23 protein-coding genes are annotated in these 25,035 nt (G+C 73.3%); 8 read left to right on the top strand and 15 right to left on the bottom strand.

Features of this window, described 5'->3' with window-relative positions; all coding sequences use genetic code 11:
* Positions 1–16: 16 nt before the first annotated feature.
* The 5 genes from SSOG_RS43610 to SSOG_RS43630 are packed head-to-tail and all read right to left on the bottom strand — an operon-like array spanning position 17 to position 5,000.
* Positions 17–1,531, bottom strand: a complete 1,515-nt coding sequence (locus SSOG_RS43610; protein WP_009720724.1) for a glutamate synthase subunit beta — start codon at positions 1,529–1,531, stop codon at positions 17–19.
* A 37-nt stretch (positions 1,532–1,568) separates the two neighbouring features.
* A complete protein-coding gene (locus SSOG_RS43615) occupies positions 1,569–2,627 on the bottom strand; it encodes an NAD(P)H-dependent flavin oxidoreductase (protein WP_039942765.1) in 1,059 nt (352 codons plus the stop codon).
* Positions 2,628–2,641: 14 nt separating this feature from the next.
* On the bottom strand, positions 2,642–3,376 hold the full coding sequence (locus SSOG_RS43620; protein WP_009720726.1) for a CoA-transferase subunit beta: 735 nt from the start codon (positions 3,374–3,376) through the stop codon (positions 2,642–2,644).
* Positions 3,373–4,239: a CoA transferase subunit A gene (locus SSOG_RS43625; protein WP_009720727.1), complete on the bottom strand. Its 867-nt coding sequence runs from the start codon at positions 4,237–4,239 to the stop codon at positions 3,373–3,375. The genes SSOG_RS43620 and SSOG_RS43625 overlap by 4 nt, the downstream gene beginning before the upstream one ends.
* Positions 4,236–5,000 carry an enoyl-CoA hydratase family protein gene (locus SSOG_RS43630; protein ID WP_009720728.1) on the bottom strand — a complete coding sequence of 255 codons (765 nt, stop codon included), beginning with the start codon at positions 4,998–5,000 and terminating at the stop codon, positions 4,236–4,238. The genes SSOG_RS43625 and SSOG_RS43630 overlap by 4 nt, the downstream gene beginning before the upstream one ends.
* An 86-nt stretch (positions 5,001–5,086) precedes the next feature.
* On the opposite strand from SSOG_RS43630, the gene SSOG_RS43635 reads away from it, so the two are divergent.
* Both SSOG_RS43635 and SSOG_RS43640 read left to right on the top strand, forming a co-directional pair.
* Positions 5,087–5,905 carry an SDR family oxidoreductase gene (locus SSOG_RS43635; protein WP_009720729.1) on the top strand — a complete coding sequence of 273 codons (819 nt, stop codon included), beginning with the start codon at positions 5,087–5,089 and terminating at the stop codon, positions 5,903–5,905.
* Complete coding sequence (locus SSOG_RS43640) at positions 5,902–6,816, top strand: SDR family oxidoreductase (protein WP_009720730.1); 915 nt, start codon at positions 5,902–5,904, stop codon at positions 6,814–6,816. Before SSOG_RS43635 ends, SSOG_RS43640 begins: the two co-directional genes overlap by 4 nt.
* Before the next feature lie 32 nt (positions 6,817–6,848).
* On the opposite strand, the gene SSOG_RS43645 is transcribed toward SSOG_RS43640, so the two are convergent.
* From SSOG_RS43645 to egtA, 6 genes are all read right to left on the bottom strand, one after another.
* A complete protein-coding gene (locus tag SSOG_RS43645; RefSeq protein ID WP_063631627.1) occupies positions 6,849–7,913 on the bottom strand; it encodes an SGNH/GDSL hydrolase family protein in 1,065 nt (354 codons plus the stop codon).
* A gap of 40 nt (positions 7,914–7,953) precedes the next feature.
* Positions 7,954–9,210: a transglycosylase family protein gene (locus tag SSOG_RS43650; RefSeq protein WP_009720732.1), complete on the bottom strand. Its 1,257-nt coding sequence runs from the start codon at positions 9,208–9,210 to the stop codon at positions 7,954–7,956.
* 240 nt (positions 9,211–9,450) lie between these two features.
* Positions 9,451–10,416 (bottom strand): L-histidine N(alpha)-methyltransferase, encoded by a 966-nt coding sequence (egtD, locus tag SSOG_RS43655; protein WP_009720733.1) that lies wholly within the window; start codon positions 10,414–10,416, stop codon positions 9,451–9,453.
* A complete protein-coding gene (gene egtC, locus SSOG_RS43660) occupies positions 10,413–11,168 on the bottom strand; it encodes an ergothioneine biosynthesis protein EgtC (protein ID WP_009720734.1) in 756 nt (251 codons plus the stop codon). The genes egtD and egtC overlap by 4 nt, the downstream gene beginning before the upstream one ends.
* A 57-nt stretch (positions 11,169–11,225) precedes the next feature.
* Positions 11,226–12,560 carry an ergothioneine biosynthesis protein EgtB gene (egtB, locus tag SSOG_RS43665; protein ID WP_009720735.1) on the bottom strand — a complete coding sequence of 445 codons (1,335 nt, stop codon included), beginning with the start codon at positions 12,558–12,560 and terminating at the stop codon, positions 11,226–11,228.
* Complete coding sequence (gene egtA, locus SSOG_RS43670; RefSeq protein ID WP_009720736.1) at positions 12,557–13,843, bottom strand: ergothioneine biosynthesis glutamate--cysteine ligase EgtA; 1,287 nt, start codon at positions 13,841–13,843, stop codon at positions 12,557–12,559. Before egtA ends, egtB begins: the two co-directional genes overlap by 4 nt.
* Positions 13,844–14,068: 225 nt before the next feature.
* Here egtA and SSOG_RS43675 point away from each other — a divergent pair, with 225 nt between their 5' ends.
* The 4 genes from SSOG_RS43675 to SSOG_RS43690 all read left to right on the top strand — a co-directional run bounded on the left by SSOG_RS43675 (position 14,069) and on the right by SSOG_RS43690 (position 17,804).
* A complete protein-coding gene (locus tag SSOG_RS43675) occupies positions 14,069–15,073 on the top strand; it encodes an NADPH:quinone oxidoreductase family protein (protein ID WP_009720737.1) in 1,005 nt (334 codons plus the stop codon).
* A complete protein-coding gene (locus SSOG_RS43680; RefSeq protein WP_039940179.1) occupies positions 15,070–16,284 on the top strand; it encodes an acyl-CoA dehydrogenase family protein in 1,215 nt (404 codons plus the stop codon). Before SSOG_RS43675 ends, SSOG_RS43680 begins: the two co-directional genes overlap by 4 nt.
* On the top strand, positions 16,281–17,417 hold the full coding sequence (locus tag SSOG_RS43685) for an acyl-CoA dehydrogenase family protein (RefSeq protein WP_009720739.1): 1,137 nt from the start codon (positions 16,281–16,283) through the stop codon (positions 17,415–17,417). The genes SSOG_RS43680 and SSOG_RS43685 overlap by 4 nt, the downstream gene beginning before the upstream one ends.
* A 192-nt stretch (positions 17,418–17,609) precedes the next feature.
* The gene (locus tag SSOG_RS43690) at positions 17,610–17,804 is read left to right on the top strand and encodes a hypothetical protein (protein ID WP_009720740.1); all 195 of its coding nucleotides are present in this window, start codon (positions 17,610–17,612) and stop codon (positions 17,802–17,804) included.
* A 41-nt stretch (positions 17,805–17,845) separates the two neighbouring features.
* Here the strand turns inward: SSOG_RS43690 and SSOG_RS43695 are convergent, their stop codons facing one another.
* The 3 genes from SSOG_RS43695 to SSOG_RS43705 all read right to left on the bottom strand — a co-directional run bounded on the left by SSOG_RS43695 (position 17,846) and on the right by SSOG_RS43705 (position 22,099).
* The gene (locus SSOG_RS43695) at positions 17,846–19,234 is read right to left on the bottom strand and encodes a family 2B encapsulin nanocompartment shell protein (RefSeq protein ID WP_009720741.1); all 1,389 of its coding nucleotides are present in this window, start codon (positions 19,232–19,234) and stop codon (positions 17,846–17,848) included.
* Positions 19,235–19,314: 80 nt separating this feature from the next.
* Positions 19,315–20,727, bottom strand: coding sequence for a family 2B encapsulin nanocompartment shell protein (locus SSOG_RS43700; RefSeq protein WP_009720742.1), 1,413 nt, complete (start codon positions 20,725–20,727; stop codon positions 19,315–19,317).
* 124 nt (positions 20,728–20,851) lie between these two features.
* Entirely contained in the window at positions 20,852–22,099 is a 1,248-nt protein-coding gene (locus SSOG_RS43705; RefSeq protein ID WP_009720743.1) for a phosphodiester glycosidase family protein, read from the bottom strand.
* A 209-nt stretch (positions 22,100–22,308) separates the two neighbouring features.
* Between SSOG_RS43705 and SSOG_RS43710 the strand changes: the two genes are divergently transcribed.
* Positions 22,309–23,169, top strand: coding sequence for a phosphatidylinositol-specific phospholipase C/glycerophosphodiester phosphodiesterase family protein (locus tag SSOG_RS43710; protein WP_009720744.1), 861 nt, complete (start codon positions 22,309–22,311; stop codon positions 23,167–23,169).
* Positions 23,170–23,307: 138 nt separating this feature from the next.
* Complete coding sequence (locus SSOG_RS43715) at positions 23,308–23,796, top strand: GNAT family N-acetyltransferase (protein WP_245606522.1); 489 nt, start codon at positions 23,308–23,310, stop codon at positions 23,794–23,796.
* Here the strand turns inward: SSOG_RS43715 and SSOG_RS43720 are convergent.
* On the bottom strand, positions 23,777–25,024 hold the full coding sequence (locus SSOG_RS43720) for an ROK family transcriptional regulator (protein ID WP_050800196.1): 1,248 nt from the start codon (positions 25,022–25,024) through the stop codon (positions 23,777–23,779). The genes SSOG_RS43715 and SSOG_RS43720 overlap by 20 nt on opposite strands.
* Between the last annotated feature and the right edge of the window lie 11 nt (positions 25,025–25,035).

The following is a 25,035-nucleotide window of genomic DNA, read 5'->3' on the forward strand; positions in this document are numbered from 1 at the left end:
CGCCCGTGGCTCCGGCTCAGGCCGTCATGGGCCGGTCCGCCGGCCCGACCGGGGCCGGGAGGGCGGTGTCACCGGCCAGATAGCGGTCCACCGCGGCCGCCGCCGAGCGGCCCTCGGCGATCGCCCATACGATCAGCGACTGTCCGCGCCCCGCGTCACCGGCCACGAAGATCCCCTCCCTGCCGGTTCCGAAGGAGGCATCGCGGGCGATGTTGCCGCGCGCGTCCAGCTCCAGACCGAGCTGGCCGAACAGTCCACGGTCCCGTTCCGGGCCGTGGAAGCCGAGCGCGAGCAGCACCAGATCGGCCCGCAGCACCCGCTCGCCGCGTCCGTCCCCGGGCGCCTCGGCCCGGCCCTCCGGCCCCGTCCCGACGAGGCGCAGCGCCCGGACCCTGCCGTGCGGCCGCCCCTGGCCCGGCGCGTCCCCCTCGAAGCGAACGGTGGTGGCCGAGAAGAGCCGGGCGTCCGCGTCCGCCTCCGGGGAGGCCGCCAGTTCCCGCGCCTCCTCGTGCGCGGCGGACATCCGGTAGATCTTGGGGTACGTGGGCCAGGGCTCGTCCTCCGCCCGCTCGTCCCCGGGCAGCGGGTGGATGTCCAGCTGGGTCACGGAGGCGGCGCCCTGCCGCAGCACCGTGCCCAGGCAGTCCGCGCCGGTGTCCCCGCCGCCGACGATGACCACGTGCTTGCCCTCGGCGGTGATCGGCGGCCGGTCGTAGTCGCCCTCCTGGACCCGGTTGGCCAGGGGCAGGTACTCCATCGCCTGGTGGATCCCGGCCAGCTCCCGGCCCGGCACCGGCAGTTCGCGCCAGGCCCGTGCGCCCACCGCTATCACCAGCGCGTCATAGCGCGCCCGCAGCTCGGCGGCGTCCACATCGGTGCCCACGCCCACCCCGGTGCGGAACTTGGTGCCCTCCGCGCGCATCTGCCACAGCCGCCGGTCCAGATGGTGCTTCTCCATCTTGAACGAGGGGATGCCGTACCGCAGCAGCCCGCCCACCCGGTCGTCCCGCTCGTACACCGCCACCGTGTGCCCCGCGCGGGTGAGCTGCTGGGCGGCGGCCAGCCCCGCGGGGCCCGAGCCGATCACGGCCACGGTCCGCCCCGACAGCCGCTCCGGCGGCTTCGGGACCGCGTAGCCGCTCTCCCAGGCCCGGTCGGCGATGGCGACCTCGACGTTCTTGATGGTCACCGCGGGCTGGTTGATCGCCAGCACGCACGCACTCTCGCAGGGCGCCGGGCACAGCCGCCCGGTGAACTCCGGAAAGTTGTTGGTCGCGTGCAGCCGCTCGCTCGCCCGCCGCCAGTCGTCGCGGGACACCAGGTCGTTCCAGTCCGGGATGAGATTCCCCAGCGGGCAGCCGTCATGGCAGAACGGGATCCCGCAGTCCATGCAGCGGTCCGCCTGCGCGGTGATGATCGGCAGCAGTCCGCCGGGGACGTACACCTCGTCCCAGTCGTGCACCCGCTCCTCCACCGGGCGGCGTGGCGGAAGGCGGCGTGGTGTGGTGAGAAAGCCCTTGGGGTCGGCCATGACCTCCTCCAGTACCGATGTCCTGGTCTGGCCGCTTTCACCCCACTGTACGGCCGCCGGGCATTCGGTCCAGGGCCTCGGCGGCCTCGGCCATGATCCGCTCCACCAGCTCCGCGCACGACGGCAGATCGTCGATCACCCCCGCCACCTGCCCGGATGCCATCACACCGGTGTCGGTGCGGCCGTCCACCATCGACGCCTTCAGCAGCATCGGGGTGTTGGCGGCCAGCAGCACCTGGCTCCAGGAGAGTCCCTTGCCGCGCCGCATCGCCCGGCCGTCGCGCACCATGCGCGCCCAGCTCAGCCCGGACAGCCGCCGGAAGGCCGCGGCGTGGCGCACGGCACGGACGAGGGCGGCGGCGCGCCCGGAACGCTCCAGGGAGGCGACCAGCTCGCTGCGGAGCATCCGGTGGGGGAGCCCGTCCACCGCGGTGGTGACCGTGACGTCCGGGGCCGCCGCCGCCAGATAGCGGGCCTTCACCGCGGCCGGGACGGTGCTGTCGGAGGTCAGCAGGAAGCGGGTGCCCATGGCGATCCCGGCCGCCCCGTACGCGAGCGCCGCCACCAGGCCGCGCCCGTCGTGGAAGCCGCCCGCGGCCACCACCGGGATGTCCACCGCGTCCACGACCTGGGGGAGCAGCACAGTGGTCGCCACCTCGCCGGTGTGGCCGCCGCCCTCGCCGCCCTGCACCACCACCGCGTCCGCGCCCCAGCCCGCCACCTTCTCGGCGTGCCGCCGGGCGCCGACGGACGGGATGACCACTACGCCCGCGTCCTTCAGCCGGGAGATCAGCTCACGCTTCGGGGCCAGCGCGAAGGACGCCACCCGCACGCCCTCCTCGATGATGATCCGCACCCGCTCCGCGGCGTCCCCCGCGTCGGCCCGCAGATTGACGCCGAAGGGTGCCTCGGTGCGGGACGCGACCTCCCGCACCGCCGACCGCAGCCGCTCCGGGGACATGGTGGCGGAGGCGAGGATGCCCAGCGCCCCCGCGTTGGCGGTCGCCGAGACCAGCCGGGGGCCCGCCACCCACCCCATGCCCGTCTGGACGATCGGATGCCGCACGCCGACGAGCCGGGTCAGTGCGGTGCCCATCGGCGCGGTGTCCATCAGGGCCGTACCTCCCGCTCGCGCAGCCCTGCCGGATCGAGCACCTCCCGGATCAGCCGCAGCTCCTCGGCGGTCGGTTCCCGGGTGGCGGGAACGCCGTCCGCGATGGCGAGCGGGAAGCCGGTCGCCTCCCGTACCCGCTCGGCGGACACCCCCGGGTGCAGGGAGCGCACCCGCAGGGTGCGGTCCGGGGTGTCGAAGTCGAGCACCGCGAGGTCGGTCACCACGCGGGGGATGCGGTGGAAGCGCGTCGCGGAGGGACCGGCGGCGGCGGCCCGGTCGTAGCCGACGCCGCACACCATGTCGACGCGCTCGACGAACACGCGCGGGGAGTGCCGGGGCACCCAGTAACTCGTCGGATTGTTGAGGGTGTTGACGGGCGCTCCGCGCACGCCCAGCAGCTGCCGCCGGGGCTGCTTCCAGTCGCCGATGCAGGAGATGTTCTGGTTGCCGTGGGCGTCGAGCTGGCTCGCGCCCATCATCACATGGCGTCTGCCGCCCATGACCAGCGCGAGGTGGCGGCGGTACGGCAGCCAGCCCTCCACGGTCTGATCATCGGCGCCGACCAGCAGCGCCTCGCCGTCGGTGAGCAGCAGATCGGGCGCGAAGGTGAGCCGCGCCAGCCGGGCTCCGAGCCGCGGAACGAGGCCCATCGGCGCGGCCAGCACCTCCCCGTCGCCCCGCCAGGCCTCGGCACAGGCCAGCACGCAGTACTCGGCCCGGGTGACGGTCATTCCGTGCCCTCCTTCGCGTACGCCGCGACCGCGGCCTGGTACGTGTCCTCGTCCCCCGCCAGGAACCGCCGGGTGAACGCCTGCCAGGCCGCCGGGTCGGCGGCGGCCTTCGCGTACGCCTGCTGGAACGCCTCGTCCCGTCCGTAGTCGGGGGCGCAGGACGTGAAGTGCGCGCCGTGCGGGGTCTCGATCACGCCGGTCACCGCATGGCGCCCCACCAGCAGGGACTGCGGACCGGCCGCCGCCAGGAACTCCGCGGCGGGGACGACGCGTTCGCAGGAGAGATACGCCTGCTCCGCCGCCTCGCAGAACAGGTCGTCGAAGTACGGATCGGGACCCAGGTACTGGCCGTTGCCCTGTGCGTCGGCCCGGTTGAGGTGGACGAGCGCCACGTCCAGCCGCAGCGCGGGGACCGCCACCAGCTCCTCGCCGTCCTCGTACGGCGAGACCACCGTCCGCAAACCGGGATTGACCGTCATCACGTCCGACCCGAGGCCCGCCCGGATCGGCAGGAAGGGAAGCCGGTGCACGGCCGCGGTCAGCCCCCACAGGAACATCGCCTCGTCCAGCTCCACCAGCTCGAAGTCCGCGCGCTCCCGCGCCGCCCGGAAGTGCGGCTCCAGCGGGATCGAATCGAGCGTGGCGAAGGCCGTGACCAGCTTGCGGACCTTCCCAGCAGCGGCCAGCAGCCCGACGTCAGGGCCGCCGTACGAGACCACGGTCAGATCGCGGACGTCCGTGCGCAGCAGCGCACGCACCAGCGCCATCGGCTTGCGCCGGGAGCCCCAGCCGCCGATGCCGACCGTCATGCCGCTCTCGATCCCACCGACGGCCTCCTCCGCGCTCATCCGCTTGTCGCTCACCGCCCCTCACCGCCCCCGGGCCTGTCGGATACGAAGGCGTCCCGGTGCCTGTCGGAGATCCCCGCGAGATTCGCCTCGAAGGTGAAGCCCTGCTCGAAGCGGTAGCTGCGGTGGACGTCGACCGGGTCGATGCCGTTGATCGCCGCCTTGGCGAGCCGCAGCAGCGCACCGTCCTTGGCGGCGATCTCCCGGGCCAGTTCCAGCGCGGCGCTCCGTAACGCGCTACGGGGCACCACCCGCCACACCGAGCCGTGCCGGTGCAGTTCCTCGGCGGTCGCGGTGCGCGAGGTGTAGTACAGCGCGCGCATCAGGTGCTGGGGGACGAGCCGGGCCAGATGGGTGGCCGCGCCCAGCGCTCCCCGGTCCAGCTCCGGCAGTCCGAACGTCGCGTCGTCGGCCGCCACGATCGCGTCCGCGTTGCCCGCCAGGCCGATGCCGCCGCCCAGGCAGAAGCCGTGCACCGCGGCGACGACCGGGACCGGGCAGTCGTAGACGGCCGCGAACGCCGCGTGGCAGCCGTGGTTGGCACCGATGAGCGCCTGATGCCCCTTGGTGCGCTGCATCTCCTTGATGTCCACCCCCGCGTTGAACCCCCGGCCCTCGGCGGCCAGGACCACGCAGCGCACCGCGGGATCGGCGCCCGTGGTGCGCAGCGCGTCGGCCAGCTCGTACCAGCCGTGCACGGGAAGGGCGTTGACGGGTGGGAAGTCCACGGTGACGACGGCGACGCCCGCTTCGGGGGCGGAGGTGGAGACACCCATGAGCAGATCCGCTACCTTTCCACCAAACGTTTGTTAGGCGTGAAGGTAGCAGCGCCCGGCGCACAACGGGAGGGTGAGAAGGGGCCATGGCCGTCTCCATCGACCTGTCCGGACGCGTCGCCGTCGTCACCGGCGGCACCCGCGGCGTCGGCGCGGGCATCGCCCGCGCCCTGCTCGCGGCCGGTGCCGACGTCGTGGTCTGCGCCCGCCGCCCGCCGGACCACCCGGTCGCGGCCGCCGGGCGTACGGCCCGCTTCCGGGCGCTCGACGTACGGGACGCGTTCGCCGTCGCGGAGTTCTTCGCCTGGGTGCGCGATGCCCACGGCCGACTGGACGTCCTGGTCAACAACGCCGGAGGCAGTCCGTACGGGCTGCTCGCCGAGTCCGGCCCGCGCCGCGCCGTGCGGGTCGTCGAACTGAACCTGATCGCCCCGATGACTGTCGCCCTCGCCGCCTACGAGGTGATGCGCGATCAGGAGGGCGGCGGATCGATCGTGATGATCGGCAGCGTCAGCGGCACCCGCCCCTCGCCGGGCACGGCCGCCTACGGAGCCGCCAAGGCGGGCCTGGACAACCTCGCCCGAACCCTCGCCGTGGAATGGGCCCCCGCGATCCGGGTCAACACCCTGGTCCTCGGCATGGTCCACACCGAACTCGCGCATCTGCACTACGGCGACGCCACCGGCGTGGCCGCCGTGTCCCGCACCGTGCCGCTGGGCCGCCTCGCCGACCCGGCGGAGGCGGGCGACGCCTGCGTCTTCCTCGCCTCCCCGATGGCCGCGTACATCACCGGCGCGAGCCTGGCCGTCCACGGCGGCGGAGAGCGCCCGGCGTTCTTGGCGGCGGCGCGGTCCCCGGCGGACCCAACCCCCTCAACAGGCCCAGGAGCAGGAGGAGCAGGATGACAGGCATCTGCACCGGACGCGTCGCCGTCGTCACCGGCGCCGGACGCGGCCTCGGCCGTGCGCATGCGCTCGCCTTCGCCGCCGAGGGCGCGCGGGTCGTCGTGAACGACCTCGGCGTGGGCCCGGACGGCGCCGGGGAGTCCCCGGGCCCCGCGCAGGAGGTGGTCGAGGAGATACGCGCCCACGGCGGCGAGGCCGTGGCGCACGCCGGTGACATCGCCACCGCCGACGGCGCGGCCTCCCTCGTCGCCGCCGCCCTCGACACCTACGGCCGGCTCGACACCCTCGTCAACAACGCCGGATTCCTGCGCGACCGCATGCTCGTCAACCTCGGCGAGGACGACTGGGACGCCGTGATCCGCGTCCACCTCAAGGGACACTTCCTGCCGCTCAAACACGCCGCCGCGCACTGGCGCGCGGAGGCGAAGGCGGGCCGGACGCCCATCGCGCGCGTGGTCAACACCGGTTCCGGGGCCGGACTGCTGGGCAGCGTCGGGCAGGGCAACTACGCGGCCGCCAAGGCCGGGATCGTCGGCCTCACCCTGGTGGCCGCGGCCGAGCTGGGCCGCTACGGGATCCAGGTCAACGCGATCGCCCCGGCGGCCCGCACCCGTATGACGGAGGCGACGTTCGCCGACACCATGGCGGCGCCCGACGAGCCCGGCGCGTTCGACGCGATGGCGCCCGGCAATGTCTCACCGCTCGTCGTCTGGCTCGGCTCCGCCGCCTGCGCCGGGGTCACCGGGAGGGTCTTCGAGGCCGAGGCCGGGCGCATCACCGTCATGGAGGGCTGGCGGCCCGGGCCGACCGCCGACAAGGGCGCCCGCTGGACCCCGGCCGAGGCCGGTGAGGCCGCGGCGAAGCTGCTCGCCGCCGCCCAGCCGCCGGGGCCGGTGTACGGGGCGTCCTGACGCACCCACTCGAGGCACCCGGGCACGCGCCCTCACGGCACGCATCCGGCGCGCCGCAGCACCGTCATGAACCGGGAGGCGAAGACCGGGTGGCCGTCCGCCGAGGGGTGCAGCCGGTCCAGGCCCTCCGGTTCCAGCAGCAGCCGCGAACAGCCGGGCCCGAACACCTCCGGACCGTGGACGTAGTGCAGGTTCTTGTCGCCGTGGTCGCGCAGCAGCGCCACGGCCCGCCGTATGTGCGCCCGGCACTCGCGCATCGTCATCCCCGAGGGCCCGGGCACCTCCTCCCGCTCGGGCGCGGTGATGGTCGACATCACGGCGAACGGGGTGTCCGGATGCCCCTCCCGCACGGTGCGCACGAAGCCGACGAGCGCCGAGACGAGCGCGTCGCGGTTGTGGCTCCCGAGCGCCTGGATGTTGATACCGACGCAGACGGTGAGCAGCTCGGCCGGGAGGTCCCGCATCAGCCGCGCCGTCATCGGCTGGAGGCAGCAGGCCGCCCCGAGGGCCAGCGAGGTCAGGTCCCACCCGGCGCGGCGCGCCATCAGGGCGGCCCAGGTCCGGCTGGGCGACGCGGCGCCGCGCCCCTGCGAGATGGAGCTGCCGAAGTGGACCCAGCGCGGCCGCTGTCCGGCGCTGTCGCGCTCGACGGCGGAGCCCGCGTCCAGCGTCAGCCCCCGCAGCCGGAACTGGTGGTAGTACGGCAGCCACAGCTCGACCGCCGTCATGCGCCCCGGCAGCCCGTCGACCCGGACCTCCGCGTCCCCGCCGTGCGTCTCCAGGCCGGCGGTGGCCGTCCGCCGCCCGTCGCACACCACGTCGAGCCGGGCCCGCTCCTCGGGGCCGTTCAGCTTCGGCGGGGGATCAGCCTGGTACCGGCAGACGAGCGAGGGGCTGTCGGTGCGCAGGGTGACCCGTACCCCGGACGGCATCGCGGCCCGCCCCAGCCCGCCCTCGGGGAGGTACAGCGCGGCGTCCTCGTACGGCAGCCGCCAGGGAGCGGTCCATCCGGGGCCGCGCTGAAGGGACACCGCGCCCCGGTAGGTCAGGCGCGGATCGTCGTCACCGATGTCGAGCGGGGCGGGCCGATCGTGCATGACAGGGAGTCTGGCACGCCCCACCGACAGTGAACGCGGCTCAGATGCTGATGCCGCGGGCGCGCAGATAGCTCAGCGGGTTGATGTCCGAGCCGTAGGCGGGCCCGGTGCGCACCTCGAAGTGCAGGTGGGGACCGGTGGTGTTGCCGGTCGAGCCCGAACGGCCGACCTGCTGGCCGACGTTGACGCCCTGCCCGGCGCGCACCGACAGCTGGGACAAGTGCGCGTACTGGCTGTACTTGCCGTCCGCGTGCCGGATGATCACCTCGTAGCCGTACGCGTCCGCCCAGCCCGCCGAGACCACCTGGCCCCCGGCGACGGCCTTCACCGAGGTGCCGACCCCCACCGGGAAGTCGATGCCGGTGTGATGGCCGCTCGACCAGCTGGACCCGGAGGCGCGGTAGGAGGTGGTCGGGCTGACGCCGCTCACGGGCGCGGTGAAGCCGGTGGCGGCGGCGGGCTTGGCGGCGGGCTTGCTCACGCGCCGCTCGGTGTGCTGCGGCTTGGCCTTCGCCTCGGGCTGTGCCTTGGCCTTCGCCTTGGGCTGGGCTCTGTGCTTGGCCTGGGGCTTCGCCGCGGGCTTGGTCTTGGCCTTCGCCGCAGGCTTGGCTTCGGCCTCCGGCGTGGCCTTGCCCCCGCTCAGGGAGAGCTTCTGGCCGGGGTAGATCAGGTCGGGGTCGGAGCCCACCGTCGCGCGGTTGGTCTCGTAGAGCGCCTGCCAGCCGCCGCGCACCTCCTGCGTGTCGGCGATCCGGGACAGCGTGTCGCCGCCGACGACCACATAGGGGCCGGATTTCGTGGACGCGTTGCCCGGCAGGCTGGTGGGCGTCGGCTTGCTCTGCCGCACCTGCTCGGCGGTGTTCGCACGCTCCTTGGCGACGGTCTTGACGACCTTCGGCGCGCTCTGCGGCGCGCCGGTGTCCTGCGCCAGTCCGGCCTTCCCCGAGCACACCGGCCATGCCCCCGGCCCCTGCCCGTCGAGCACCTTCTCGGCGACGGCGATCTGCTGGGCCCTGGTGGCCAGATCGGCCCTCGCCGCGTAGGCGGTGCCCCCGTATGCCTCCCAGGTGCTCTGGGTGAACTGGAGCCCGCCGTAGAAGCCGTTCCCGCTGTTGATGTCCCAGTTGTTGGTGGACTCGCACTGGGCGACCTTGTCCCAGGTCTCGCTGGAGGCGGCGTTCGCGCCCGCGGCGGCGACGAGGGGGAGCGCGATACCGGCGCCGCCCGCCGTGACGCTCAACGAGGCACGGGAGATGCGGTTGGGCTTGTAACGGCGGTGGCGTCCCCGTAAGGGCATGGACGGCTCCTTCTCCTGCTGCCTGTGAGGTGCTGCCCGAGGCGGGCTGCCAAAGCGGGCTAAACATAAGGGGCCCGATTTGGCCACAACAAGAGGGAGTTCACACCGAAAAAGGGCCACAACGCGCTGTGCTGCGGCCCTCTTCCGGCGATGTGATGTGCATCACATTATTTCGATCGGTGGTTCAAGCGGGACACAGGGTGACGATCATGCGCTCCCGTGTCCCACCGTCCCCACACGTCACATCCGTACCGCCAGCGACAGTGCGAAGCGGCCCGCGGCGTCGGTCCACCAACGCCGCGACTCCAGCCCCGCGGCTGCCAGTTCGGTCCGCACCTTCTCCTCCCGGAACTTCGCGGACACCTCGGTACGGACCTCCTCCCCGGCCGCGAAGGACACCGCGAGATCCAGCGCGGGGATCTTCGCGGTGAGGTCCTTGCGCGCGCGCAGCCGCATCTCGATCCACTCCCGCTCGGCGTCCCACACCGCCACGTGGTCGAAGTCCGCGGGGTCGATGTCGGCGCCCAGTTCCCGGTCGAGGACCCGGAGCACGTTCTTGTTGAACTCCGCGGTGACGCCCTGCGCGTCGTCGTACGCGGCGACGAGCGTGGCCTCGTCCTTGACCAGGTCGGTTCCGAGCAGCAGCGCGTCACCCGGCGACAGCAGGGCGCTCACCGAGGCCAGGAACTCCGCCCGCTCCGGCGGCAGCAGATTGCCGATCGTGCCGCCGAGGAACGCCAGCAGACGCGGCCCCGGGAGGTCGTCGGGCAGCGTGAGCCCGCCGAGGAAGTCGGCGACCAGCGCGTGCACCGTCAGCCCCGGATGGTCGGCGAGCAGGGCGTGCCCGGCCAGTTCCAGGGCGCTTTCGCTGACGTCCACCGGAACGTAGGCGTGCAGATCCGGCAGGGCCTCGATCAGATGGCGGGTCTTCTCGGAGGACCCGGAGCCCAGCTCGATCAGCGTGCGGGCGCCGGTGGCGTCCGCGATCTCCGCCGCGCGCGCGATCAGGATCTCCCGCTCCGCGCGCGTCGGGTAGTACTCGGGCAGCCGGGTGATCTCCTCGAAGAGTTCGCTGCCCCGGGCGTCGTAGAACCACTTCGGCGGCAGCTGTTTGGGGGTGCGGGTCAGCCCCTCGGCGACATCGGCGCGCAGGGCCGCGGCCGTGGCGTCGGCGGGCAGGGTGCGGGTGACGGTGAAGGGGCTCACGCGGAACCCTCCTTGAGTGCGGTGAGGAGTACATCGGAGCGGGTGGCGGTGAGCAGCGTGCGGTCGGGGACCTCGGTCCAGCGCGGATCGTCGTCGTACGGCTCGGAGGCGACCACGACCGCGCGGTCAGGGCCTGTCAGGTACCAGAGGGTGTCGCCCCAGGCGGTGGCGGCGATCGTCTCCCCGTCCATGAGCAGCAGGTTGAGCCGTGAACCGGGTGCGGCGGCCGCCACCTCCTCCGTGGTCCGGGCCAGCGCCTCGGCCGGGTCGTGGCCCAGCCGCAGCGCGTGCAGCGTCAGCGCCCAGACGAGCGCCGAGTCGCAGCGCGCCTCGAGACCGAGCAGATCGGCGGGCGGCAGGGACTCGGCGAGTCCCGCGAGCGTGTGCGGCCAGCCGCTGATGGCCCCGTTGTGGCTGAACAGCCAGGCGCCGGAGGCGAACGGCGAGGCGCCCGCCTCGCCGTCGGCGCTCGCCACGGTGGCGTCCCGCACCGCCCCCATCAGCGCCCCGGTCCGTACCACCCGGGCGAGATCGGCGAACGACAGATCGCCCCAGATGGGCCCGGCACGCCGGTAGCGCGCGGGCACCGGGTCGCCCGGCGCGTACCAGCCGACGCCGAACCCATCGGCGTTGACGGTGCCGTGCGCCTGCCGCCGCGGTGCCCAGGACTGCGTGAACAGGCTGTGCTCCGGTGCGATGACGACCTCGCCGATGGGCCGTTCGGGACCCAGGTACGCCAGATGCCTACACACCGGCGCCCCCGGTGAGCCCCCGCGCGCCCGTCGTATTCGCTGTCCGCTGTCGCGCGCTCATGAGACCTCCGCCGGGGACGCGTCGCGGGCAGTGCGGAAGCCCGAGAAGATCTGGCGGCGGATCGGCAGGTCCCAGTTGCGGAACGTGCCGCGGCAGGCGACCGCGTCCACGGCGAAGGAGCCGCCGCGCAGCACCTTGTACGCGGGCCCGAAGAAGACCTGCGAGTACTCGGGGTACGGGAAGACGGTGAACCCCGGGTAGGGCAGGAAGTCGCTCGACGTCCACTCCCACACGTCCCCGATGAGCTGGCGTACGCCCAGCGCCGAGGCGCCCTGCGGATAGCTGCCCGCCGGTGCGGGCCGCAGATGGCGCTGGCCGAGGTTGGCGTGGTCGGGGGTGGGGTCCGCGTCGCCCCACGGATAGCGCCGGGACCGGCCGCTCTCCGGATCGTGGCGGGCGGCCTTCTCCCACTCCTCCTCGGTGGGCAGCCGCCGCCCGGCCCAGCGCGCGTAGGCATCCGCCTCGTACCAGCTCACATGGAGCACCGGCTCCTCCGGCGGCACCGGCTCGGTCACCCCGAAGCTCCGGCGCAGCCACTGGCCGCCCTCGCGCCGCCAGAACAGCGGGGCGCTCAGGCCGTGCTCCTGGATGTGCGCCCAGCCCTCGGCGGTCCACCACCGGCGCTCGGTGTAGCCGCCGTCGGCGATGAAGTGCGCGTACGCGCCGTTGGTCACCGGGGTGGTGTCGATGAAGAAGGGCGGCACCAGCCGGTGGTGGGCGGGGCGCTCGTTGTCCAGCGCCCAGGGCTCGGACGAGGTGCCCATGGTGAACGGGCCGCCCGGGACCAGCACCTCGTCCGGCAGGGCGCCGCCGGAGGTGTCGGGCGGTGGCGGGGCGGTGAGGGCGGCGGGGCCGCGGCGCAGCTGATGGGTGATGAGCATCGTCTCGTCGTGCTGCTGCTCATGCTGCGCGATCATGCCGAACGCGAAGGCCGCGTCGACCAGCGGGGCGCCGCGCAGCTCGGTCCGCTCCAGGATGTCGAGCACCCGGTTGCGTACGTCCGCGACATAGCCGCGGGCCTCGGCGGGCGCCAGCAGCGGCAGCGTGGGGCGCTTCGCGCGCGGATGCTCGAACGCGTCGTACACCGAGTCGATCTCGGGGCGCAGGGCGTCCTGTCCGCCGACGGCGCGCAGCAGCCACTGCTCCTCCTGGTTGCCGATGTGCGCCAGGTCCCAGACCAGCGGCGACATCAAGGGGGAGTGCTGGGCGGTGAGGTCGTTCTCGTCCACGCAGCTGGTGAGGGTGTGGGTGCGGTCGCGCGCGGTACGCAGAACCGTTTCGGCGCGCTGGCGCAGCGCCTCGGGGTCGAGTGCGGGGCCGGAAGCGGTCATGACCGTTCCTCCTTCCCGGGAAGGGGGGCGAGCAGATCGTCGGCCGGACATCGGCCGCGGGCGACATAGCGGTCCGCGAAGTCGGCGACGGCGGATACGACGGCGGGGGAGGCCCCGATCCGGGGCAGCGCCTCCAGCGCCGTGGCGAAGCAGGCCACGGCGGTGTTGCGCAGCTCGGGGTCGGTCAGGGCGTCACGGGTCGCCGTCATCCACAGCGGATTGCAGGGCGCGGGCCGGGCGCCCGCCGTCTCGGCGAGCGGTTTCACCACGCGGTAGACGGTCTCCGCGGCCTCGGGGTCGTCGAAGAGCGCCACGGTCACGGCGAGGGGCACGATCCACCCGTCGTCGCCGCTCTGCGCGTCGATCATGCGCAGCTCGAGGTGGCCGCGGGGGCGGATGGGCGGGAAGAGGGTCGAGACATGGAAGTCGAGGTCGTCCTGGGTGGGCGGCCGCGGCAGTCCGGTGCGGGCCCACTGCCGGAAGGTGAGTCCGTCCGGCACCGCCCAGGGCGTGCCGTCGTCCCGGATGGCCATCACGGGCGCGTCCAGCACGTACCCGGTCCAGGCGGTGCGCGGATCCCTGTCGTCGGGCGGGGCCAGCGTGCGCCCGGGGTCCATCGCCGCCCACAGCGCCTGCCGGGTGGAGCGGAAACCGGTCGGGCGGCCCTCACGCAGCGGGGAGTTGGCGAACGCGGCGGTCAGTACGGCGCCCAGCAGATGGGCCAGCCGCCAGCGCCGCCCGAGGCCCAGCGGACCGGGCTCCTCCTGTCCGGCGTCCACGCAGACCTGTACGGAGGCGGTGTTGCACATCATGGAGCGCCCTGCCGGTCCCCGGCGGTTGAAATAGGTCTCCATGGAGTCGTAGCGGGGTGTGGTGAGGATCCTGCGCGGTGGGCGCCAGGGGTCGTGTCCATGACCGGCGATGGCGAGGCCCAGCTCGGCGAGGAGTGCGCGGACGAGGACCAGATCGGCGGCGGCGGACTCCACGCATGCGGTGAGGGAGTCGGCCGGGAGGGAGCTGAGCTCCAGCTGGCCGCCGGGTTCGAAGGTGAGCGCGGACGCGAGGCCCAGTCCGCGCAGTGCGGTGACCGCGGCTTCCAGCCGGGCCGCCTCTATGGGTTGTGCGGGGTCGTGCGGGTCGTACATGAGCCATTCGAGCTCGACGCCGATGCGTCGCGGAGGACCGGTTTTGAAACAGATGCCGTGGAGTCTGGCCTCCATCTCGGCCTCGTCGATTGCCTTGCTGTCGGGCACAGTCGTCATCTCCCGTCCCGTTCCGGCCATCGGATCGCTGCGATAGGAACCGATATGTCGCCGCCTACTCTTGTCCGTCGAGGTTCCGGGCTCAAGGGTGCCTCCAGAGTTGCACAAGAGTTCACCGCGCGCCGGGCGGGAAGGCAGGATGGCTGAAGCCCCCGCACGAGCCGGTTCCCCTGTTCGTACCGACTGGTTAGTATGTGCGCCCCGAAGGGTTTCGCGCCCCTACCGAAAGCTTCTGGAGGCCACCGGATGCAGGCATGGCGAGTGCACGACAATGGCGAGCCGCGTGAGGTGATGCGCCTCGACGACGTGCCCGATCCGGTGGCCGGGCCCGGACAACTGCTCCTGCGGGTCCGGGCCGTCAACGTCAACTTCCCGGACGCCCTGCTGTGCCGCGGCCACTACCAGGTGCGGCCGGCCATGCCGTTCACCCCGGGCGTCGAGCTGTGCGGCGAGATCGTCGCCCTCGGCGAGGGGGCGCAGGGCGAGGTGGGCGCGCGCGTCCTGGCCACCCCCACGCTCCCCGCGGGCGGCTTCGCCGAGTACGTGACCGTCGACGCGGCCACCGTGCTGCCGGCACCCGACGCACTGGACGACGCCCAGGCCGCGGCCCTGCACATCGGCTATCAGACGGGCTGGTTCGGCCTGCACCGCCGGGCCGGGCTGCGGGCCGGGGACACGCTGCTGGTGCACGCCGCCGCGGGCGGCGTCGGCAGCGCCGCCGTCCAGCTCGGCAAGGCGGCCGGGGCGCGGGTGATCGGTGTCGTCGGCGGCGAGGACAAGGCCCGGGTCGCCCGCGAACTGGGCTGCGACGTGGTGCTCGACCGGCGCGGCGACAACATCGTGGGCGCGGTCAAGGAGGCCACCGGCGGACGCGGCGCCGACGTCGTCTACGACCCGGTCGGCGGCGACGCCTTCGCGCAGTCCGTCAAATGCATCGCCTTCGAGGGCCGGATCGTGGTGGTCGGCTTCGCCAGCGGCGTCGTCCCGCAGGCCGCCCTCAACCACGCCCTGGTCAAGAATTACGCCATCCTCGGCCTCCACTGGGGCCTCTACAACACCTACGACCCGGCCTCGATCCGAGCGTGTCACGACGAGCTGACCAAGCTCGCCGCTCAGGGCACCGTCAAACCGCTGGTCAGCGAGCGGGTGCCGATGAGCGGGGCCGCGGACGCCGTCCAGCGCGTCGCCGACGGCGTGACCACCGGGCGCGTCGTGGTCGTCCCCGGACAGCCCGAGGGAGACGCCCGATGAGCACGCCCGAGACCGCCCGGGACACCACCGCCGTGGACGCCGACGGACTGCGCAGCCGCACCCGCGCGTTCCTCGAAGCCCACCCCCCGGCCACCACCGACCGCCTGGACTTCCTGCGCGCCCGCTTCGACGCCGGACTCGCCTGGGTGCACTACCCGGTGGGGCTGGGCGGACTGGACGCCCCCCGCTCGCTCCAGGCCGTCGTGGACGCCGAACTCGAGGCCGCCGGCGCACCCGACAACGACCCCCGCCGCATCGGCATCGGCCTCGGCATGGCCGCGCCCACCATCCTCGGCTTCGGCTCCGAGGAGCAGCGGCAGCGGCTGCTGCGCCCGCTGTGGACCGGCGAGGAGGTGTGGTGCCAGCTGTTCAGCGAGCCCGGCGCGGGCTCCGACCTCGCCGCACTCGCCACCCGGGCGGTGCGCGACGGCGACGACTGGGTGGTCGACGGCCAGAAGGTCTGGACGTCCAGCGCGCACCTCGCCCGCTGGGCCATCCTCATCGCCCGCACCGACCCCGACCTGCCCAAGCACCGCGGCATCACGTACTTCGTCTGCGATATGACCGACCCGGGTGTCGAGGTCCGGCCGCTGCGCCAGATCACCGGCGAGGCCGAGTTCAACGAGGTCTTCCTGACCGGCGTGCGCATCCCCGACAGCCGCCGCCTCGGCGAGATCGGCGAGGGGTGGCGGGTCGCCCAGACGACCCTGATGAACGAGCGCGTCGCCATCGGCGGCGGCCGTGTCCCCCGCGAGGGCGGCATGATCGGTCTGGTCTCCGAAACCTGGCGCGACCGCCCCGAACTGCGCACCCACGATCTGCACCAGCGGCTGCTGCGGCTGTGGGTGGACGTCGAGGCCGCCCGGCTCGCGGGCGAGCGGCTGGGCCAGCAGCTCGCCGTCGGACAGCCCGGCCCCGAGGGCTCGGCCATGAAGCTCGCCTTCGCGCGGCTCAACCAGGAGATCAGCGCCCTGGAGGTCGAACTGCTGGGGGAGGAGGGTCTGCTCTACGACGACTGGACGCTGCGCCGCCCCGAACTGGTCGACTTCACCGGACGCGAGGCCGGATACCGGTTTCTGCGCGCCAAGGGCAATTCCATCGAGGGCGGCACCTCCGAGGTCCTGCTCAACATCATCGCCGAACGCGTCCTGGGCCTGCCGCCCGAGCCGCGGACCGACAAGGACGTCCCGTGGAAGGATCTGCCCCGATGAGCACCCCGGACCTGCTCTACACCGAGGCCGAGGACGATCTGCGCGCCGCCGTGCGGTCGCTGCTCACCGACCGCTGCCCGCCCGCCACCGTGCTCTCCGAGGCCGAGAGCGGCCGGGCGCACGACCCCGCGCTGTGGCGCTCGCTGGGCACCGAGATGGGCACGGCGGGGCTGCTCGTGCCCGACAAGCTCGGCGGACAGGGCGCCACCGCGCGCGAGGCTGCGGTCGTGATGGAGGAACTGGGCCGGGCCGTCGCCCCCGTGCCGTACCTCACCAGCGCCGTCGTCGCGGTCGGCGCCGTGCTGGGCTGCGACACCGGCGAGGCCGCCGTGGCACGGCTGCTCGGCGCCCTCGCCGAGGGCCGTACGGTCGGCGCGCTGGCGGTCCCGGCGGCCACCACGCCCGGCGCCGCCGCCCCGGCCGCGACCGTACGGTTGGACGGCGACGGGACGCTCAGCGGCCGGATCCCCCATGTCGCGGGCGCGGCGGGCGCCGATGTGCTGCTCGTCCCCGCCGACGGGCCGGACGGATACGGCCTGTACGCCGTGGAGACCACGGAAGCCAGCGTCTCCGTGGAGCCCCTCACCTCGCTCGACCTCACCCGTCCCCTCGCCGCGGTGACCCTCACCGGCGCCCCCGCGCGTCGGCTCGCCGAGGCCGACCGCGCACAGGCCGCCGTCGTACGGGCGCTGCTGACCGGCGCCGGACTGCTCGCCTCCGAGCAGCTGGGCGTGGCCGAATGGTGTCTGACCGAGACCGTCCGCCACACCAAGGAACGCCATCAGTTCGGCCGCCCCGTCGGCTCGTTCCAGGCGCTCAAGCACCGCATGGCGGCGCTCTACCTGGAGCTGGTCTCGGCCCGCGCCACCGCCCGGCACGCCGCCGACGCGCTGGCCGCCGACAGCGCGGACATCCCGGTCGCGGTGGCCGTGGCGCAGGCGTACTGCGGGCAGGTGGCGGTGCACGCGGCCGAGGAGTGCGTGCAGCTGCACGGCGGCATCGGCATGACCTGGGAGCACCCGGCGCACCTCTACCTCAAGCGGGCCAAGAGCGCCGAGACCCTGTTCGGCACCCCGGGCCGCCACCGCCAGGCGCTCGCCGACCTGCTGGACCTCCCCGCGCCCACGGGCTGACCGGCACCACGGGCTGATGCCCGGTGAATCCGCCCCGCTGCCGGGCGGATTCACCGGGCGCCGCGGTCACCCCAGAGATCGAACGGGAGATCGGCACTCGTGTGGAGTACCCGCTTCGAGGGGATTCAGGGCGATTCTGGGCCACACTGACGGCCGGATCCCGATCCCCTGAAGCGGCCCAGGAGGCTCCCCATGGCCATTTCGATCTCCGTGGTCCTGCTCCTGCTGATCCTCGCGGTGGTCTTCCTGCGCAGCGGCGGGTTGCGCGTCTCGCATGCCCTGGTCTGCGTCACGCTGGGCTTCTACCTGGCGAGCAGCAGCATCGCGCCGACCATCTCCGAGGGCCTGTCCGCGACCGCGGACGTGGTCAGCAGCGTCCGCCCCTGACCGGCGCCTACGGCCGCGGTTCTCAAGATCCCGGCAACCGCTCAGCGGCTGACCTCGACGTCCTCCAGCACACCCAGGGCGTCGGGCACCAGAATCGCCGCCGAGAAGTAGGCGCTCACCAGATACGACGTGATCGCCTGCTCGTTGATGCCCATGAACCGCACGTTCAGACTGGGCTCGTACTCATCCGGAATGCCCGTCTGATGCAGGCCGATCACGCCCTGGCTCTCCTCCCCGGTGCGCAGCGCGAGGATCGAGCTGGTGCCGGACTCGCTCACCGGGATCTTGTTGCAGGGCAGCAGCGGCACCCCGCGCCAGGCGCGCACCGCGGTCCCTGCCACCTCGGCGCCCTGCGGATACAGCCCCCGGCTGCTGCACTCACGGCCGAAGGCGGCGATGGTGCGCGGATGCGCCAGCAGATACTGCGTCTTGCGGCGGCGGGCCAGCAGCTCGTCCAGATCGTCCGGGGTGGGCGGGCCGCTGCGGGTGTGGATGCGCTGGGAGAGGTCGGCGTTGTGCAGCAGACCGAACTCCCGGTTGTTGACCAGTTCGTGTTCCTGGCGCTCGCGCAGCGCCTGGATGGTCAGCTTGAGTTGTTCCTCGACCTGGTTCATCGGCTCGTTGTAGAGGTCGGCGACGCGGGTGTGGACGCGCAGGATCGTCTGGGCCACGCTCAGCTCGTACTCACGCGGCTTCAGCTCGTACTCCGCGAACGTCCCCGGCAGCGTCGGCTCGCCCGTATGGCCGGAGGTGACCGCGATATCGGCCTCCCCCTTCCGGTTCTGCGCGGGGGCGGTCCGCCCGGACGCCTCCTGGAGATGGCCGCGCAGCGCCTCGGACCGGTCGGCGGCCTCCTGGAAGACCCGGCGGGGGAGGGTGAGCACCGTGGTCCGGGTGACGGCCCGCGCGGTGAACTCCCAGGTGCGCTCCGGGCCGGTCAGCACCGCGTCCCCGAAGTACTCCCCGTCGGCCAGCAGCCCCAGCGTCGTGCCCTCGTCGTACGCCCCGGGCGCGATCTGCCGGACCTTGCCGTGGGCGATGAGGTACACCTGATCGGCCGGGCGCCCCGCCTCGACCAGCACATCGCCCGGCGCGTACTCCCGCTGTACGCAGCCGTCCGCCAGCGCCTCCAGCACCGCGGTGTCGCCGAAGCCGCGCAGCGTCGGCAGCTCACCCAGCTCCGGCGGAATCACCCGCACCTCGGATCCGGTGCTGATGAACTCGATCCGTCCGTCCCCGACCGTGTAGGTGAGCCGCCGGTTCACCCGGTACGTACCGGCCGACACCTGGACCCAGGGCAGCACGCGCAGCAGCCACCGGGAGGAGATGGCCTGCATCTGCGGCACGGACTTGGTCGTGGTCGCCAGATTCCGGGCTGCGGCCGTACCCAGACTCTGCGGCTGCTCACCGGACTCCACGGAGGTGGTCATCTGCGTTCATCACCCATTTCGGTAGAGGGGGCGTTGCGGGAAGGTCATCCGGGCGGCCGAGGGGCGCGGCCGCCGGACCATCAGAGTCCGATTTCCACGTTCTCCAGGATTCCGAGTGCGTCCGGGACGAGGACGGCCGCGGAATAGTAGGCGCTGACGAGGTACGACATGACGGCCTGGTCGTTGATTCCCATGAATCGAACGGAAAGGCTCGGCTGGTATTCATCCGGAATTCCGGTCCGGTGGAGGCCGATCACGCCCTGGTTCTCCTCGCCGGTGCGCAGCGCGAGGATCGAGCTGACGCCGCTGCGGCTCACCGGAATCTTGTTGCACGGGAAGATGGGCACCCCGCGCCAGGCGGGCACCGCGTGCCCGTTCACCTCCGCGTGCTGCGGGACGATGCCCCGGCTGTTGAACTCCCTGCCGATGGCCGCGATGGCCCGCGGATGGGCCAGGATCAGCCCCGGCTCCTTCCAGACGGTGGCCAGCAGCGCGTCGAGGTCGTCGGGGGTGGGCGGGCCGCTGCGGGTGTGGATGCGCTGGGAGAGGTCGGCGTTGTGCAGGAGGCCGATGTCCGGGTTGTTGACCAGTTCGTGTTCCTGGCGCTCGCGCAGCGCCTCGATGGTCAGCCGGAGCTGCTGCTCGACCTGGTTCATCGGCTCGTTGTAGAGGTCGGCGACGCGGGTGTGGACACGCAGGATCGTCTGGGCGACGCTCAGCTCGTACTCACGGGGCTTCAGCTCGTACTCCGCGAACACCCCGGGCAGGAGCGGCTCGCCCGTGTGACCCGAAGCAAGGTCGATGGACGCCTCACCATGCTCGTTCTGCGGGGCCACCGGCGCCGAGCGCACCGCCTCCACATGCGCCCGCAGCTCACGGGACCGGTCCAGCTGCTCTTCGAACTCCTGGCGGGACAGGACGAGCGCCGTGCAGGAGGTGACCGCCTTGGCGGTGATGCCCCAGGTGCCGGGCTCGGCGGCGGCCAGCTCCCGCTCGCCGAGGTGGTCGCCGCCGGCGGCCGAGCCGACCACCGAGGGCTCGTCGAACGCCCCCTCGGTCAGCTTGTCGACCTTGCCGTGGGCGAGCAGGACCAGCTCGTCCGCCGGCTGCCCGGCCTCCACCAGCAGCTCCCCGGGGGCGAACTCGCGCTGGGTGAAGCGGTCCGCCAGCGCCTCCAGCACCGCGGTGTCCTCGAAGGCGCGCAACAGCGGCAGCTCGCGCAGCTCGACGGGGATGACCCGCACCGTCGACCCGGTAGTGGTGAACTCCACCCGCCCGTCGCCGAGCGTGTGCGACGCCCGGCGGTTCACCCGGTACGAACCACCCGGAACCTGCACCCACGGCAGCATGCGCAGTAGCCACCGCGAGGTGATGCCCTGCATCTGCGGCACGGACTTTGTCGTCGTCGCCAGATTCCGTGCCGCCTCCGTGCCCAGACTCGTGGGCGGCTGCGGATTGCCGATACCGGAACCTGATTCAACGGACGTCGTCATCGTGAATGCTCACCCATCCCTGTACGGACTTGAAGAGATATTCCGCTCGAGCAACTGCCAAGCTATCAGCGGATTTTGGGCCGTGCATTCACTCAAAAGAGTGCCTCACCAGGGGTTTGCGGAATTAGTGCCGAGTGAATACTCCGATCCCATTCGGGACCGGTCGCTCGGCGCCGCCCGAGGGGTGGTTGCGCACCGTCGTCCGCGCGCCGTCCGGCTCGCGCGCCACGAGCGTCGACGAGCCGCCGCCGTCCAGGTCGACCGCGTCCTCGGCGCCGGTGTCGAGCATGAGGTCCGCGAGTTCACCGATGGTCAGTCCCTTGCGGTAGGCCGGGCCGCCGTCCAGGGCCAGCAGATAGAGCCGGTGCCCGCCGTCGGCGATGCCCGCCGAGGTGCGTACGGCCGCGTCGACCGTGTCCAGCCCGGCGAGCGGGCGGTCGTCCCGGACGATCGGAAATCCGCCGACCGCGAACGTGAACGGTGCCCGCTCCGCGCCCTCCAGCCGGTATCCGACGCGCACCGGGTCGCCGACCCGCAGCACGCGCAGGTCCCGCGCGCCCGCCTCGCGCCCCACCAGGACGACCGTGTCCGGTGCGATCGCGCCCTCGCCCGGGGCGGCCGCCACCTGGGTGACCACGTCCCGGCGCACCGTCACCTCGTAGGTGTCCTGGCCGCAGGGCGCCGCCCGGTCGGTGTCCGTCCCGCACACCGCACGGGTGCGGGCGGCCGTCCCCCAGCCGGAGGTGTACGCGCCGACGCCGCCCTCCGCCAGCGCGTACTGGTTGACCCCGCGCAGCGGCAGCGTGCCCGGAGGGGCCTCCACGGTGCCCTGCAGCGTCAGCCGGCCGAGCCGGGCCACCTGGTCCGCGCCCAGGCCGACCACGTCCTCCGTGGTGGTGCCGGGCGGCAGCACCGGGCCGAAGCGCTGGCCGTCCGGCACCGCCGACTTGAGCACCGCCCCGCCCGCCACCGCGGGGCCGACCGGGGCGCCCGTGGCCGGTACTCCGGGGTGCTGGGTCTCGGAGATGTTGAAGAAGTCGCCGTTCACGGCGGCGACCGCGCCGCGCTCGTCGGCCATGGCGGAGACCGGCTTGCGGGCGGCGACCGCGCCCGCGGTCAACAGATCGAGCGAGATGCCCGGTTCGCGCAGATCCACGGAGAGCAGATGGCCGTATACCGTGCCGTGCGAGGCGGCCACGGTGAACGTCCGGTATTCGACGCCCGGCGCGATGACGGCGCTCGAGTTGAACCGCGGCGCGCGGGCGTCGGCGTGCGCCGGTGCCGCCCCGGCAGCGTCCGTGCCGACCAGCGCGGCCCACGCCAGGACCACCGCCGCCACCCGCACCCGCGTTCCGTGTCCACGTCCCGTCATGGTTCTGTGCCGCCTCTCCGTCAGCCCATCCCGTCACCACCGGACTTCGCCGCCCGCCGCCGGGGCCGCGGGAACGGCGTGGAAATGGCCGGGGACCACCTGCGGAACTCTTCGCACGCCCCTGCCCACGGGGACCGTGGCCCCCCGATACTCACTGGCGTCCGACGCGTACATCCGGCACCACGCCGGGACGAGAGCCGGGAGGCCCCATGGTCCGCCGTACACGCCGCGCCTTTGTCGTCACCCTCGGAGCCGCACTCGCGGGCGGCACCGCCGCCCCGGCGTTCGCGGACTCAACCGGGCCCAGGCCCAAGCCGCCGCTGGCCAGAGCCCATGCGCACAACGACTACGAGCACCCGCGCCCGCTCCTCGACGCGCTGTCCCACGGCTTCGGCAGCGTCGAGGCCGACATCTGGCTGGTGGACGGAGAGTTGCTGGTCGCCCACGACGCGACCGACCTCGACCCCACCCGCACCCTGGAGTCCCTCTACCTCGACCCGCTGTTCCAGCGCGTCATGGCGAACGGCGGCCGGGTCTACCGCGGCTACGACCTGTCGCTGCAACTGCTGATCGACATCAAGACCCCCGGCGAGGCCACCTACCTCGAACTCGCCAAGCGGCTGCGCCGCTACAGCCGGATGTTCAGCACCGCCTACGGCGGGGTCGGCGGCGGAGTGCGGCGCGGCGCGGTGACCGCCGTCATATCGGGCGACCGCGGGGCCCGGGCCCCCATGGAGGCCGAGAAGGTGCGCCACGCCTTCTACGACGGACGGCTGGAGGACATGGGCACCGGCGTGCCCGCCTCCTTCATCCCGCTCATCAGCGCCGACTGGACGAAGACCTTCACCTGGCAGGGCGTCGGCCCGATGCCGCAGGAGGAGCGGGAGAAGCTGTACCAGATCACCGTCGCCGCCCGCGCGGCCCGGCAGAAGGTGCGCTTCTGGGCCACGCCCGACCTCGCGGGGGCGGCGCGCGAGGCCGTGTGGCGCGAGCTGCTGGCCGCGCACGTCGACTACCTGAACACCGATGACCTGGCGGGGCTGGAGGAGTTCCTGCGCGGCGCTCACTGACGTGGCCCGCTTGCTGAAGCGGCGCGCTCACTGACACGGCACGTTCGCTGACGCGGCACGGGGATCCCGGCGGGCGGGCCGGCGGACTCGCGGAAATCGGTTCGCGGGACGCCGGTCCGTTCCGCCATGCTGGCCGCCATGCTCATCAGGACCGCCACCCCCGAGGACTGGCCCGCGATCTGGGCCTTCCTGCACCGCATCGTCGCCGCGGGCGAGACCTACACCTACCCCCGCGACCTGGACGAGGACCGGGCCCGTGACCTCTGGATGCTCAAGCCCCCGGGCCGGACCGTCGTCGCCGTCGACGCCGACGGCACGGTGCTCGGCTCGGCCAAGATGAACCCCAATCAGATGGGGCCCGGCGCGCATGTGGCCGGTGCCAGCTTCATGGTGGCGCCCGAGAGCGGCGGGCGGGGCGTCGGCCGCGCGCTCGGCGAACACGTCCTGGAGTGGGCGCGCGCCGAGGGCTACCAGGCGATGCAGTTCAACGCCGTGGTGGAGGCCAACACCCGGGCGGTCACGCTGTGGCGCTCACTCGGCTTCGAGGTCGTGGGCACCGTACCCAAGGCGTTCCACCATCCGGCGGAGGGCTACGTCGGGCTGCACATCATGCACCGCTTCCTGTGACCGCGGCCGCTTCCCTGAGCCCCGCCGGATCGTCGAGTACGGCCTGCACCACGGAGTGCGCCGCGCCGAGCAGCGGACCGTCGGAGCCCAGCCGTGAGACCGTCACCGCGCCCTGACCGGAGCGCGCCGGGTCCGCGACCCGCAGAGCCAACTCCCGCTCCAGGGCGGGCAGCAGCCAGGGCGCCAGCGGGGTGAGCGCGCCCCCGAGCACCACCGTGCGCGGGTCGAGGAGGTTCACGGCACCGGCCAGCGCGATGCCCAGCGCCTCGCCCGCGCCGTCCAGCGCGCGCCGTACCCGGCGGTCGCCGTCCGCCGCCCGCTCGGCCAGCAGGGCGATCCGGCCGCCGGGCCCGGGGTGCTGGGCGGCGGCCTGTTCGGGGGAGAGTCCGCTCGCCCGCAGCACCGCCTCCTCGCCCGCGTACTGCTCCAGACAGCCGCGCCCGCCGCATGCGCACGCGGGCCCTTCGGGCCGCACCGGCACATGGCCCAGCTCGCCCGCGAAGCCATGGGTGCCGCGCAGCAGCCGCCCGTCCAGCACGACCGCGGCGCCGATGCCGATTTCGGCCGAGACATGGACGAAGTCGCGCGGCGCCGGGTCATGACCGCCCCGCCACAGCTCGGCGAGCGCCCCGAGGTTGGCCTCGTTGTCGACGGTCAGCGGCAGCCCGGGCAGCGCGGCGCGCAGCGCGGGGCCGACGTCCACGCCCTCCCAGCCGAGGTTGGGGGCGCGCACGACCAGCGACGAATCGCGCGCCACCAGGCCGGGCACCGCCACCGCGAGCCCGGCGGGCCGCAGTCCCTCGCGTACCGCCTCCGCCGCCACCTGCCGGACCAGCTCGGCGAGCCGGGCGAGCGCCGGGCCCACGGTGCGGTCCCGGTTGGCCGACGCCACCTCCGTACGGGCCCGCACCCGGCCGCCCAGGTCCACCGCGCAGACGGCCAGGTGGTCCACGCCTATCTCCGCGCCGATCCCGGCCGGACCGCGCTCGTTGAGCTGGAGCGCGCTGCCGGGGCGGCCGACCGTGCCGGGCCGGGAGGGCCCCAGCTCGACCAGCAGCCCGTCCCGGATCAGCTCGTCCACCAGCGTGGAGACGGCGGCCCGGGTCAGCCCGACCCGGGCCGCGACGGACGCGCGGGAGAGCGGTCCGTGCGCGGCCACGGCGTGCAGCACGAGGGAGAGATTGCGGCGGCGCATCGCCTGCTGGGTGTTGGGCAGTGGCGCTGCCACCGTCGTGATCT

The organism is Streptomyces himastatinicus ATCC 53653 (assembly GCF_000158915.1).
In the GTDB taxonomy this organism is placed as follows: Bacteria; Actinomycetota; Actinomycetes; order Streptomycetales; family Streptomycetaceae; genus Streptomyces; species Streptomyces himastatinicus.

What these genes read in the sequence shown, in the direction of transcription:
- egtA (WP_009720736.1), bottom strand. Translation starts at nt 13,843, where the DNA reads ATGGCCGGAACGGGACGGGAGATGACGACTGTGCCCGACAGCAAGGCA.
- SSOG_RS43715 (WP_245606522.1), top strand. Translation starts at nt 23,308, where the DNA reads ATGCTCATCAGGACCGCCACCCCCGAGGACTGGCCCGCGATCTGGGCC.
- SSOG_RS43700 (WP_009720742.1), bottom strand. Translation starts at nt 20,727, where the DNA reads ATGACGACGTCCGTTGAATCAGGTTCCGGTATCGGCAATCCGCAGCCG.
- egtB (WP_009720735.1), bottom strand. Translation starts at nt 12,560, where the DNA reads ATGACCGCTTCCGGCCCCGCACTCGACCCCGAGGCGCTGCGCCAGCGC.
- SSOG_RS43675 (WP_009720737.1), top strand. Translation starts at nt 14,069, where the DNA reads ATGCAGGCATGGCGAGTGCACGACAATGGCGAGCCGCGTGAGGTGATG.
- SSOG_RS43645 (WP_063631627.1), bottom strand. Translation starts at nt 7,913, where the DNA reads ATGCACGATCGGCCCGCCCCGCTCGACATCGGTGACGACGATCCGCGC.
- SSOG_RS43705 (WP_009720743.1), bottom strand. Translation starts at nt 22,099, where the DNA reads ATGACGGGACGTGGACACGGAACGCGGGTGCGGGTGGCGGCGGTGGTC.
- SSOG_RS43680 (WP_039940179.1), top strand. Translation starts at nt 15,070, where the DNA reads ATGAGCACGCCCGAGACCGCCCGGGACACCACCGCCGTGGACGCCGAC.
- SSOG_RS43690 (WP_009720740.1), top strand. Translation starts at nt 17,610, where the DNA reads ATGGCCATTTCGATCTCCGTGGTCCTGCTCCTGCTGATCCTCGCGGTG.
- SSOG_RS43620 (WP_009720726.1), bottom strand. Translation starts at nt 3,376, where the DNA reads ATGACCGTCACCCGGGCCGAGTACTGCGTGCTGGCCTGTGCCGAGGCC.
- SSOG_RS43695 (WP_009720741.1), bottom strand. Translation starts at nt 19,234, where the DNA reads ATGACCACCTCCGTGGAGTCCGGTGAGCAGCCGCAGAGTCTGGGTACG.
- SSOG_RS43630 (WP_009720728.1), bottom strand. Translation starts at nt 5,000, where the DNA reads ATGGGTGTCTCCACCTCCGCCCCCGAAGCGGGCGTCGCCGTCGTCACC.
- SSOG_RS43635 (WP_009720729.1), top strand. Translation starts at nt 5,087, where the DNA reads ATGGCCGTCTCCATCGACCTGTCCGGACGCGTCGCCGTCGTCACCGGC.
- SSOG_RS43615 (WP_039942765.1), bottom strand. Translation starts at nt 2,627, where the DNA reads ATGGGCACCGCACTGACCCGGCTCGTCGGCGTGCGGCATCCGATCGTC.
- SSOG_RS43610 (WP_009720724.1), bottom strand. Translation starts at nt 1,531, where the DNA reads ATGGCCGACCCCAAGGGCTTTCTCACCACACCACGCCGCCTTCCGCCA.
- SSOG_RS43650 (WP_009720732.1), bottom strand. Translation starts at nt 9,210, where the DNA reads ATGCCCTTACGGGGACGCCACCGCCGTTACAAGCCCAACCGCATCTCC.
- SSOG_RS43685 (WP_009720739.1), top strand. Translation starts at nt 16,281, where the DNA reads ATGAGCACCCCGGACCTGCTCTACACCGAGGCCGAGGACGATCTGCGC.
- SSOG_RS43640 (WP_009720730.1), top strand. Translation starts at nt 5,902, where the DNA reads ATGACAGGCATCTGCACCGGACGCGTCGCCGTCGTCACCGGCGCCGGA.
- SSOG_RS43710 (WP_009720744.1), top strand. Translation starts at nt 22,309, where the DNA reads ATGGTCCGCCGTACACGCCGCGCCTTTGTCGTCACCCTCGGAGCCGCA.